This is a genomic window from Mycobacterium sp. ACS4331, assembly GCF_001667265.1.
GTDB lineage: Bacteria > Actinomycetota > Actinomycetes > Mycobacteriales > Mycobacteriaceae > Mycobacterium.
In genome coordinates this window covers 43392-55618 of the sequence record NZ_LZHW01000028.1, presented here as the reverse complement: position 1 = coordinate 55618, position 12227 = coordinate 43392, and the positions used below count along the sequence as shown (strand labels likewise).

Here is a 12227-nt window from a genome sequence, read left to right as displayed (position 1 = left end):
GACAGGGCTTTCAGAACACCCGGACCTGTCCCTCGAGGGCGGGGACGGTGTCGGGCAGGTGGTAGGTGGCGATGCCGTTGCCGAACATGATGGCCTCGCGGGCGTGTTCGGGCAGGTGTTTGACCAGCCAGCGCGGGTCGTCGAAGGTCCAGTGCGGGTAGTCGCTGCTGTAGAGCAGGATCTTCTCGCACTCCATCCACTCGAGGGCCCGGGAGAGTTCGGTCTTGTCCTCGGGGTAGTCCAGCGGCTGGGTGGTGAATTTGATGTGGTCCTTGACGTAGTCGCTGGGCTTGCGCTTGATGTCCATCCACTGCTTGCGGGCTTCGTAGATGGCGTCCATGCGCCACATCAGCGGCAGGATCCAGGTGAAGGCGTGTTCGACCAGGACGATGCGCAGGGTGGGAAAGCGGTCGAAGACGCCGTCGAAGATCAGGCTCATCACCTGGTTGGCCGCCAACAGCGAGTAGGTGACCATGAAATCGTGGTTGTAGCTGGGGAACCCGACCGGCGGAATCGGCAGTTCCTCGAAATGGCTGCGGGACAGGTGGCAGGACACGGTGATGTCGTGTTTGGTGGCCGCGGCCCAGACCGGGTCGTACATCGGGTCGCCCCAGGATGGTCTGCGTTCGGCTTTGATCAGGACTTGGGCCATGTAGGGGTGGCCGGCCCATTTCTCGATTTCGGCGGCCGCGAGTTCGGGTGTCTCGATCGAGACGCAGATGGACCCGCGCCAGCGCTGGTGCCAGTTGTTGTGTGAATCCAGCCAGTGGTTCGCCTGCCAGTCGTTGAGCGCCTGGCTCATCGCGTGGTCGGCCGCGGGGATTCGGCACGGGTAGGCGCCGGGCTCCAGGATCGCGATGTCGGACCCGGCCTCCATGATCAACTGGCGGAACGCCAGATCGGGATCACTGCCGGCGAACTCGCCGTCGGCCGGAAACGTGTCGGTGCGCATCGCGAACGCGTGCGCGTAGTCAGGAGCGTCGTAGTAGATGAGGTCGCCATACCGGTGTGTCAGGAAATAGTTGCTGCGCCAGGGCTCCGGGAGGTACTGCGCCAACTCCCCGCTTCGCGGCACCGGATGCACATCGGAGTCGACGCATCGAACCGCGACGTGTTCTTCGGCGGGTCGCCGTGCGCTGATCTGGGCTGACTGCTGGATCATGGCTTGGCCTCCTGACCCGAGTCTGCCCCGCGGTCGACGCCGGAGACAAGGGTTCGAACCACTCGTCGGGGGCAGGCCCTAGATTGAGCTGCGATGGGCCTTCACCTTCACCGCGCCACACGCACGGACCTGCTCGCTGACGGACTCGCCGACCTGCTGGCGGTCCCGCAGCCGGATCCGTTCGCCCAAGAACTGGTGCTCGTGCCGGCGCGGGGTGTCGAACGGTGGCTCTCGCAGCGACTGTCGCACCGGTTGGGCTGCGGCAGCGGATCCGACGGCGTGTGCGCCGGGGTGTCGTTCCGATCGCCGCGGTCGCTGATCGCGGAACTGACGGGAACCGGTGACGACGACCCCTGGTCGCCCGACCGCATGGTGTGGCCGCTGCTGGACACGATCGACGGCTGCGCCGAGGCGCCATGGTGCCAGGCGCTGGCACAACACCTCGGATTCCACCGTGACGGTGAGGACGCCGAACTGCGGCTGGGCCGTCGATATGCGGTGGCGCGCAGAATCGCGGGCCTGTTCGCGTCCTACGCCAGTCAGCGCCCCCAGCTGCTCACCGACTGGCTGGACGGCACGGACAGCGACGGTATGGGCGGAGCGCTGGATTCCGACCTGCGCTGGCAGCCGCAACTGTGGCGACAACTGGTGGGACGTATGCAGATCGCGCCGCCGCACGCTCGGCATGCCGCCACCGTTGCGTCCCTGCGCTCGGCTCCGGCGCCGCTGCCGCCCCGAATTTCGCTGTTCGGCCAGACCCGGCTCGCCGCAACCGATCTCGACCTGTTGGAGGCGCTGTCCACACATCACGATGTGCACCTGTGGCTGCCGCATCCCAGCCCGTCGTTATGGGAGAACGGCAGGAGGCAGCCGGTGACCAGGTTGCGCCGTGCCGCTGCGCGCGGATCCGAGGGTGACCACCCGCTGTTGGTGACCCTCGGCCGTGACGTCCGCGAGCTTGCGCAGTCGCTGCCCGCGGTTGCGGTGGATCACGGAGACCTGGGCCGGGTCACCCGGCCCGACACTCTTCTGGGCTGGCTGCAGTCGGATGTGGCGGACAATGCCGTGCGCCCCGATGCGCGCAGGTTCTCGCTCGACGACAGATCGGTCCGGGTGCACAGCTGTCACGGCCCCGCTCGCCAGATCGACGTCCTGCGGGATGTGCTGCTGGGTGCCCTGGCGGACGACCCGACATTGGAACCGCGCGACATCCTGGTGATGTGCCCGGACATCGACACCTACGCGCCGCTGATCATCGCCGGGTTCGGCCTCGGTGAGGAGAACTCGGGCGCCGGCCATCCCGCGCACCGCCTGCGTGTCCGGTTGGCTGACCGCTCACCGGTGCAGACCAACCCGCTGCTGGCGGTCACGGCGGCCCTGCTCGACCTCGTCGGCGGCCGCGCGACTGCCAGTGAGGTGCTCAACCTCGCTGAGGCGCCACCGGTGCGGGCCCGGTTCGGATTCACCGATGACGATGTGGACACCCTGGGAACCTGGGTCCGGCAGTCCGGGGTGCGCTGGGGCTTCGACCAGGCCCACCGCGCACCGTTCGGGGTGGGCGCGTTCGTGCACAACACGTGGCAGTTCGGCCTGGACCGGGTGCTGTGCGGGGTCGCGATGTCTGACGATTCGCAGGACTGGCTGGGAATCACGCTTCCGCTCGACGACGTGGGGAGCAACCGCGTCGAACTCGCCGGCAGGTTCGCCGAGTTCGTCGACCGCCTGCAGTGGACCGTGGACTCGCTGTCGGGCATCAAGACACTGGCCGAATGGATGAACCTGCTTCGCGAGGGCGTCGAGCGGCTGACGAAGGTCGGCGCCGACGACGGGTGGCAGTCCGCTCAGTTGCACACCGAGTTCGCTGACGTCGTCGCCGACGCCGCTGATCACGCCGCGAATCCGCTGCGGCTCAACGATGTCCGCTCGCTGCTGACACGTCGACTGGCCGGCCGCCCGACGCGTGCGAACTTTCGCAGCGGGAGTCTGACGGTCTGCACGATGGTGCCCATGCGGTCCGTGCCGCACCGCGTGGTGTGCCTGGTGGGACTCGACGACGGGGTGTTCCCCCGAGTCGGGGCGACCGACGGTGACGACGTGCTGGCGCGCGAACCACTCGTGGGAGAACGCGACATCCGGTCCGAGGACCGTCAACTGCTGCTCGACGCGATCGGCGCGGCAGGCGAGAAACTGGTCATCACCTACACCGGAGCCGATGAGTACACCGGCCAGTCGCGGCCCCCGTGTGTTCCGCTCGCCGAGGTCCTCGACGCCCTGGACCGCACCACCGGTGTGCCGGTGCGCGAGCACGTGTTGGTCGCGCATCCGCTGCAACCGTTCGACCGCAGGAATGTCACACCGGGCGCGCTGGGGGAGCCCACACCGTTCACGTTCGACCCGACGGCACTGGTCACCGTGGACGAGGCGAGCAGTGCCCGGCAGACCGAGACCCGCAGCTTCCTCGACGCGCCTCTGCCCAGCATCGAGCCCGGAGATGTTGGGCTGCAGGAGCTTCTGGCATTCTTCAATGATCCCGTGAAGGGATTCTTCCGCAGTTTCGAGGTGGCGCTGCCCTACGACGCCGACGTCATCGAAGATGCGATCCCGGTGGAGATCGACCAGCTGCAGACGTGGGCCGTCGGCGACCGGATGCTCGACGACCTCCTGCGCGGGCACGACGCCGAGTGGGCGCTGCATGCGGAATGGCGTCGCGGTCAGCTGCCGCCTGGACAGTTGGGCTGGCGTACGGCGCAGCGGACCCAGGAGATGGCGAAGCGCTTGGCTGATACGGCACTCGCATACCGGATCGGGTCGGCGGAGGCCGTCGACGTGGACCTGGAACTGCCCTCGGGGCATCGGCTCACCGGCACGGTGAATCCCGTGCACTCCGGGCGCTACGTCTCGGTCACCTACTCGACCCTTGCGCCCAAACACCTTCTGCAGGCCTGGATTCGGCTGCTGGTGCTCACCGCGGCCGAGCCCGCCCAGGACTGGGCCGCGGTGTGCATCGGGCGGCGGCGCGGAAATGCCGTCAGCGTGCGCACCTTCGGCCGCCCCGCCCGACCAGCCGCAGACCTGCTCAGTGATCTGGTGGCGCTGTACGACACCGGCCGATGCGAGCCGCTTCCTTTGCCGCTCAAGACATCCTATGCGTGGACCGAGGCCCGCCGGACTCGATCCGATCCCGTCCGTGCAGCCTCGTACGCATGGAAGTCCGGTAAGTATCCCGGCGAGGACGCCGCACCGGCGCACAGGCGAGCCTGGGGTGAGTCCGCCCCATTGGAGGTTCTGCTCGGCCCGCCCGCTGCCGGTGAGGAGACGCGCGGGGAGGGCACGCGCCTCGGGGCACTGGCCGACCGGGTCTGGGATCCGATGCTGGCGGCCGAGCGCGAGGCGGGCTCGTGAAACCTTTCGACCTGTTGGGCCCGCTGCCAGAGCCGAATTCCACCACGGTGCTCGAGGCAAGCGCGGGAACCGGAAAGACCTTCGCCTTGGCAGCGCTGGTCACCCGCTATCTCGCCGAGCAGGACGCGACGCTCGATGAGATGCTGCTCATCACCTTCAGTCGCGCCGCCACCCGGGAACTGCGCGAACGTGTCCGCGCCCAACTCGTGGAGGCGGTCGAGGCCTTCGACACCCCTCCTGCACCGGGATCGTCGAACGCCCTGATCACACACCTGCTCGACGCGGCGCCCGAGGAGCGTGCCATCCGCGCCCGCCGCCTGCGGTATGCGCTGGCGAACTTCGACTCCGCGACCATCGCCACCACCCATCAGTTCTGCCAGATCGTGCTCAAGTCTCTCGGAGTCGCCGGTGACGGCGACCCGGACGTGCAGTTGGTGGAAAGCCTCGACGATCTCGTCCGTGAGATCGTCGACGACGTCTACCTCGCGCATTTCGGACAGCAGAAGGTGACACCGCCGATGTCCCGGGAGGAGGCGCTCGAACTCGCCCGCGACGTCGTCGAGAACCCGGGCGCGCAGATCCGCCCCGTCGAGGCGTCTGCGGGTACCGACGCCGCGGCCAGGTTGGACTTCGTCCGTCGAGTGCTCACCGAACTCGAACCGCGCAAACGCCGGCTGCGCATCCAGGGGTACGACGACCTGCTGAGCCGACTCGCGGATGCGCTCCGGGACGACGACGCCCCAGCCCGAGCGCGTATGCGCAGGCGCTGGCGCATCGTGCTCGTGGACGAGTTCCAGGACACCGACCCGATTCAGTGGCAGGTGATCGAGCGGGCGTTCGTCGGGGCCGCGACCCTGGTGCTGATCGGGGATCCCAAGCAGGCCATCTACGCCTTCCGCGGGGGCGACATCGTCACCTATCTCGCCGCGGCGCACGCCGCGGGCGATCGGCGGACCCTGGCGACCAATTGGCGCAGCGACCGTCCACTCGTCGACGCCGTCCAGGCTGTGCTCCGCGGCGCCGAACTCGGGGACGCCGACATCGTCGTCGGCGAGGTCGCCGCGCACCATGGGAAGCATCGTCTGGCCGGTGCTCCGCACAACGCCCCGTTCCGGCTGCGGGTCGTGGGCCGCGATCGGTTCGGCCGTCGCGACGATCAGATCATCACGATCGGGGACCTGCGCCAGCACATCGCACGGGACCTGGCCGCCGACATCGCCGAACTCCTTTCCAGCGGAGCAACTTTCGACGGTGAACCGATCACCGCAGGTGATGTCGCGGTGATCGTCGAGAACCGCTGGGACGCCGCGCCGTGCCGCAGGGCGCTGGCTGAGGTCGGCATCTCGTCGGTGTATTCAGGCGATGCCGACGTGTTCAGCTCCGAGGCGGCGGCGGACTGGTTGTGCCTGATCGAGGCGATGGAGCAGACCCACCGTCCGACACTGGTTCGTGCCGCGGCCCTGACCAGCTTCTTCGGCCACACCGGGGGCAGTCTGGCCGAAGGCGGGGACGCCCTGACCGATCAGATCGCCGAGACCCTGCGGGACTGGTCGGATCGCGTGCGCCGGTTCGGGGTGGCCGCGGTGTTCGAGTCCGCGAACCTCGCGGGAATGGGGCAGCGCGTGCTGGCCGCCGCGGACGGGGCCCGGCGCATGACTGACCTGGCGCATCTGGCCGATCTCCTGCAGGAGGCCGCACACCGTGACGGGCTGTCCCTGCCCGCCCTGGCCGCGCTGCTGCGCGGACACCGAAACAGCAACGGCATGGAGCGCACGCGGCGACTCGACAGCGAGGCGTCGGCCGTGCAGGTCATGACGTATTGGGGCAGTAAGGGTCTCGAGTACCCGGTGGTCTATCTGCCGTTCATGTTCAAACGCAATGCCAAGTCCGGCGAACGGGTGCTGTTCCATGACGACGCGGGGATGCGGTGCCTGCACATCGGAGGCAGTGCAAGTCCCGACTTCGCGGACGCTGCGGCGCGGGGCGCCGCCGAAGCGGCTGGCGAGGCGCTGCGGCTGACCTATGTCGCGATCACCCGCGCTCAGTCTCAGGTCGTCGCCTGGTGGGCGCCCGCATACGACGAGCCCAACGGGGGACTGTCCCGCCTGCTCCGGGGCCGACGCCCCGGGGAGTCGGCGGTTCCGGATCGTTGTGTGGGCACCATCAGCGACGACGATGCGCGCCGCTGCTTCCTGGACTGGCAGGCCGTGGGCGGGCCCACGGTCGAGGATTCGGTCATCACCCGCGTGTCGAAGGTGCCGCCGTCGCCGCCGCCGCAGGGCCTGGCGATCAGGACCTTTGACCGCGCTGTCGACACCACGTGGCGGCGTACGTCCTACTCGGCGCTGGTGCGGGCGGCGCAGGACGTGTCCGTCGGCGTGGGCAGTGAACCCGAAACCGTGGGCAAGGATGACGAGACAGACGAGGCGGCACTGGAGGGCACCGAGGTGGCGATGTCCGCCGAGGGCCCATCGTCGCCGATGGCGGATCTGCCAGGGGGTGCCACCTTCGGATCGCTCGTGCACGCCGTCCTGGAGACCGCCGATCCGGCGGCCGCCGACCTCGAGGCCGAACTCACCACCCAGTTGGAGCGGCACTACGCGTGGTGGCCGGTGGACGCACCGATCGCCGGGATCGCTGCCGCGCTGATTCCCGTGCACGACACCCCGCTGGGCCCGCTGGCCGACGGGCTGACCCTGCGCGACATCGGGCTGCCCGACAGGTTGCGGGAGCTGGACTTCGAAATGCCCTTGACCGGAGGCGATCTGGAGTCGCAGGGCGGACCCGTGACGTTGGCCCACGTGGCGGACCTGCTGGATGATCTGCTGCCTGCCGACGACCCCCTCGCCGGGTACTCCGGCCAACTGCGGGCGCCGGCGTTGGGAACGGCACCGCTGCGGGGCTACCTGTCCGGTTCCATCGATGTGGTCCTGCGGATCCCAGACCCCGTGGTGGGAAGCAGGTTCGTGGTGGTCGACTACAAAACCAACAGACTGGGCGACAACGACCGCCCCGTCGCGGCCGACTATGGACCCGGGCAGCTTGCCGCCGCGATGTTGCATTCGGACTATGTGCTGCAGGCGCTGCTGTACAGCGTGGTGCTGCACCGGTACCTGAGGTGGCGGCTTCCCGGGTACCAGCCGGAGCAGCATCTCGGTGGCGTCATGTACCTGTTCCTGCGGGGTATGTGCGGGGCGGCGACGCCGGTGATCGACGGACATCCGGCGGGCGTCTTCAGTTGGCGTCCCCCGGCGCGACTGGTGAGTGCACTGTCGGATCTGCTCGACGGGGTGGTGCCGTGACTGACACTGTCGAGGACGTCTTCGACTGGCGCCGCGCGGTCAACGCCGGGGGTCTGCTGAGGGTCTTCAACGAGGCGGGGGTGCTCGAGGTCGCCGACGTGCATGTGGCGACCCGGCTGACGGTCCAGGGCGGTGAGGGCAGCGAACTCGTGGCGTTGGGGGTCGCGCTCGCCGTGCGAGCGTTGCGTTCGGGCTCGGTCTGCGTCGACATCCTCACTGTGGCAGGGGATCTCGATGACACCGAACAGGGCGAGGTGCCGTGGCCCGACCCGCAGCTGTGGTTGACCGAACTGCGCGGCAGCCCACTGCTGACCCAGCACTCCGTTCTGCACCTCGAGGAGGACCGGCTTCTGTACCTGGACAGGTACTGGCGGGAGGAGCAGCAGGTCTGCGGTGACCTGCTGGCACCTCGACCCGCGCCGCCGGTCATCGACGAGGCCGCGCTGGCGGCGGGCTTGAGCCGGGTGTTCCATCGTCCGAACTCCGACGAACATCGCGACGCCGCCCGCATTGCGCTGTCGCAGTGGATCACGGTGCTCACCGGGGGCCCCGGCACGGGGAAGACGACGACGGTGGCGGGTCTGCTGGCATTGGCGGCGGAACAGGCCGACATCGCGGGCGGGCCGCCGCTGCGCATTGCGCTGGCAGCACCGACCGGCAAGGCCGCGGCCCGCCTGCAGGAGGCGGTGCGCGCGGAGATATCCGGACTCGGCGACTCGGACCGTGCCCGGCTTCAGGGTCTGCAGGCCCTCACGTTGCACCGCCTGCTGGGCTCGAAGCCTGACAGTTCGACCCGCTTCCGGCATCACCGGGGCAACCGGCTTCCGCACGATCTGGTGGTCGTCGACGAGACCTCGATGGTGTCGCTGACGATGATGGCCCGGCTGCTCGAGGCGCTGCGGCCGGATACGCGGCTGATCCTGGTCGGCGATCCCGACCAGTTGGCCTCGGTGGAGGCGGGGGCGGTACTGGCCGATCTGGTGGACGGCCTGGGTGCTCGGGCGGACCGCCGAATCGCCCAACTGTCGACCTCACACCGCTTCGGGGAGGCGATCGGGCTGTTGGCCAACGCGATTCGCGTGGGTGACGCCGACCGTGTGCTGGAGATCCTGGCGGGCGGTGGCGACCACGTCGAGTTCGTCGACAGCGCCGACCCGACCGAGGCCCTGCGGGAGGTGCTGGTGGCGCACGCACTGGCGGTGCGCGACGCCGCCGCGGTGTCGGCAGAGGTGGCACTGGACGCCCTCCAAGCGCATCGACTGTTGTGTGCGCACCGCGAGGGTGCATTCGGCGTGCGCCGCTGGAACCGGCAGATCGAGCGGTGGTTGGCTGAGGAGACCGGTGAATCACTGTGGGGTGAGTGGTATCTGGGCCGGCCCGTGCTGGTGACGGCAAACGACTACGGGCTGGGCCTCTACAACGGTGACACCGGGGTGGCGGTGCTGGCAGGTGGCGCACTGCGCGCGGCGATCGCCGGTGCGCGTGGCGTGGTGGACTTCGCGACCAGCAGGCTCGCCGATGTCGAGACCGCGCACGCGATGACGATCCACAAGAGCCAGGGCAGCCAGGCCGACGAGGTGACGGTGCTGCTGCCGCCGGAGGATTCGCGTCTGCTCACACGGGAGTTGTTCTACACCGCGGTCACGCGCGCGAAATCGAAGGTGCGGGTCGTGGGCACCGAGCAGCAGCTGAGGGCAGCGCTGGCGCGTCGCGTGGTCCGGGCGACGGGGCTGCGGCAGCGCCTGAGTTCCTGAGTGTGCCGAGATCGACGAAATGGCGGCAACATCTCGCACTTTCGCGCCCATACGTTCGTTTGGGCGCAATGAAAAAGTGGCCCCCCCCGTAGCGGGGGCCACTTGGGTGACGCGCTCTAGACTGCGCCGGGGGTGCCGTTGAGCACCCGCTGCATGTCGGGGATCATCTGCTGAAGCTGCTGTCCCCAGTAGCCCCAGCTGTGGGTGCCGTTGGCCGGGAAGTTGAACACGCCGTTGGTGCCACCGGCCGCGAGGTAGTTGTCGCGGAAGGTGATGTTGGTCCGCAGCGTGAAGCCCTCCAGGAACTGAGCGGCCATCAGGTTGGCGCCGTTGGCTCCGGTGTCGAGCTCAGACGGGGTGCCGGTGCCGCAGTAGATCCAGATGCGGGTGTTGTTGGCCACCAGTCGGTTGATGTTGACCATGGGGTCGTTGCGCTTCCACGCCGGGTCGGACGACGGGCCCCACATGCTGTTGGCGTTGAAGCCGCCCGCATCGTTCATCGCCAGGCCGATCAGGGTGGGCCACCAGCCCTCGGACGGGTTCAGGAATCCGGAAAGCGAAGCGGCGTACTTGAACTGGTCGGGATGCCAGATCGCGTAGGTCAGCGATGCGCTGCCGGCCATCGACAGACCCACCGCGGCGTTACCGGTGCGCGACACGCCCCGGTTGGCCTCCAGCCAGGCGGGGAGTTCGGAGGTCATGAACGTTTCCCACTTGTAGGTGTAGTTCTGACCGTTGCCCTGTGAAGGCTGGTACCAGTCGGCGTAGAAGCTCGACTGTCCGCCGACCGGCATGACGGTGGACAGGCCCGAGTTGTGCAGCCATTCGAAGGCCGGGGTGTTGATGTCCCAACCGTTGTAGTCGTCCTGGGCCCGCAGACCGTCGAGCAGGTAGACCGCGTGCGGTCCGCCGCCCTGGAACTGGATCCGGATGTTGCGGCCCATCGACGGCGAGGGGACATCGAGGTACTCCACGGGCAGTCCCGGACGCGAGAACGCCCCGGCGGGCGCCGCGCTCCCAGCCACCCCAATCAACCCGGGCAGCGCGGCAGCCGCAACTGCGGCGACCGTCAGCCGGCGAAGGGATGCCTTTGCCGTACCGCGCATCTTCTCAACGAACTTCACGACTGTCGCTCCTCCGTGTGTAATTACATGCCTGTGTTACTGATGTGACGCAAGTGAATCATGTGTTTCCCGGCGTCCGCGCTCGGAAAACCCCGTGACGCTGTCGCGGTTAGGAAACGATTGGGATAAAGCCCGGAGGCCGATTCGTCACCGCGTTGTGACCATCACCCGGCGTGTTCGCCTGGCCGCGTGGCCTTTCCGGGCAGCATTCGCCCAGCACACGTCGGGTCTGCAGCACCGGGTGCGGACGGGGGTCACAACTCCCGTGACATGGCCTCGTCGACGGCGTCGACGGCACGCCCATGTCCGATGAGCTCGTAACCGATGACCACGACGATGGGCGCCGCCATGACCACCAACAGGCACACCGCCATGTCGACACCCCGGTCGGCCAGCACCACGGCGGCCACCAGCACCAGCGCGGCACCGACCAGCAGCAGCACATGGAACGCGTCGAGGCGGCGGACCAGATACATGTAGAGCACGAAGACGCAGAGCAGATACACGGCGACCGGGACCGCGACCGTCAGCACTGTGTCGACGGAGTTGAGTTCGGAGTGATGCTCGATGTAGTACGCCGCGACGTGCAGTCCGGCGCCGGTGGCGACGATCGCGCCGAAGATCGGGATGTGCCCGTAACCGAACACGAACGATGACGCGGGGCGCGCGTCGAGCAGCGGCGCTGCCGGTACGACGAAGTACACCCACCACAGGCCGAACGTGAGCCCAGTCCCGGCCACGGCGAGCAGTGCGGTGTCGACGGTCCAGCCCCGCTCACCGATCAGCGCCGACAGCGACGCGACCGTCCCCACCACACCCTCGCCGAGGGCGATGATGACGAGCAGGCTGTAGCGCTCGGCGATGTGATGGGGGTGCCACGGGGTGCCGCCCTTGACGCGTTCGGCGATCCGCGGGCCCGCGAACTCGACCGCGGCGAGCACCACATAGAGCAGCAGGGTGACCTCGACCGAGGTGTTGAGGATGATGACGGCGATCCAGCCGATCTGTGCGACGGTGATCGCCACGGCGTAGGTCAGGCACGCCGCCCGGCGGGCACGATCCTGGCGGGCCGCGCGTAACCACTGGAACAGCAGGGCGATCCGCATCACCACGTAGCCGGCGATCATGACCCGGTTGTCGACGTGCTCACCTGCGGCTATCGAGCTGTACGTCGGCGGAATGCCGAGAGCCAGGATGATCACGCCGACCATCTGGAGCATGGTCGTGACTCGATAGGCCCAGTCGTCGGTGTCGTAGGCCGAGGCGAACCACGTGAAGTTGATCCACGCCCAGCAGACCGCGAACACCGAGAACACGAAACCCGCCAGGGCCGCGCCGACGTGGTTGGCAGCCAGCAGATGCGCGAACTCCGATGCGGCGACACCGAATGCGATGACGAAGGTCAGGTCGAACAGCAACTCCAGAGGCGTTGCGGCCCTGTGCTCCTCGTGGGGGTCACGGCCCGACATTCGCCGCAGGTGGT

Annotated in this window: 6 protein-coding genes; 3 read left to right on the top strand and 3 right to left on the bottom strand. The window is 68.3% G+C overall.

The annotated features are described in order from the left end of the window. Window positions 1–10 precede the first annotated feature (10 nt). Window positions 11–1162 carry an amidohydrolase family protein gene (locus A5727_RS07445; RefSeq protein ID WP_068246969.1) on the bottom strand — a complete coding sequence of 384 codons (1152 nt, stop codon included), beginning with the start codon at window positions 1160–1162 and terminating at the stop codon, window positions 11–13. Between the two features lie 93 nt (window positions 1163–1255). On the opposite strand from A5727_RS07445, the gene recC reads away from it, so the two are divergent. Genes recC through recD form a run of 3 tightly spaced genes read left to right on the top strand, consistent with a single transcriptional unit; the run spans window position 1256 to window position 9620 of the window. Further along, the gene (gene recC, locus A5727_RS07440; protein ID WP_068246966.1) at window positions 1256–4564 is read left to right on the top strand and encodes an exodeoxyribonuclease V subunit gamma; all 3309 of its coding nucleotides are present in this window, start codon (window positions 1256–1258) and stop codon (window positions 4562–4564) included. After that, window positions 4561–7866, top strand: a complete 3306-nt coding sequence (locus tag A5727_RS07435; RefSeq protein ID WP_068246963.1) for a UvrD-helicase domain-containing protein — start codon at window positions 4561–4563, stop codon at window positions 7864–7866. Before recC ends, A5727_RS07435 begins: the two co-directional genes overlap by 4 nt. After that, window positions 7863–9620: an exodeoxyribonuclease V subunit alpha gene (gene recD / locus A5727_RS07430; protein WP_068246960.1), complete on the top strand. Its 1758-nt coding sequence runs from the start codon at window positions 7863–7865 to the stop codon at window positions 9618–9620. Before A5727_RS07435 ends, recD begins: the two co-directional genes overlap by 4 nt. A 116-nt stretch (window positions 9621–9736) precedes the next feature. Here the strand turns inward: recD and A5727_RS07425 are convergent, their stop codons facing one another. Both A5727_RS07425 and A5727_RS07420 read right to left on the bottom strand, forming a co-directional pair. Beyond that, window positions 9737–10744, bottom strand: coding sequence for an esterase family protein (locus A5727_RS07425; RefSeq protein WP_082949652.1), 1008 nt, complete (start codon window positions 10742–10744; stop codon window positions 9737–9739). 254 nt (window positions 10745–10998) lie between these two features. Beyond that, on the bottom strand, window positions 10999–12213 hold the full coding sequence (locus A5727_RS07420) for a low temperature requirement protein A (protein ID WP_068246957.1): 1215 nt from the start codon (window positions 12211–12213) through the stop codon (window positions 10999–11001). Between the last annotated feature and the right edge of the window lie 14 nt (window positions 12214–12227).

Excerpts from the sequence above, each read along its gene's own strand:
- A5727_RS07445 (WP_068246969.1), bottom strand. The coding sequence starts at position 1,162 with ATGATCCAGCAGTCAGCCCAGATCAGCGCACGGCGACCCGCCGAAGAA.
- recC (WP_068246966.1), top strand. The coding sequence starts at position 1,256 with ATGGGCCTTCACCTTCACCGCGCCACACGCACGGACCTGCTCGCTGAC.
- A5727_RS07420 (WP_068246957.1), bottom strand. The coding sequence starts at position 12,213 with ATGTCGGGCCGTGACCCCCACGAGGAGCACAGGGCCGCAACGCCTCTG.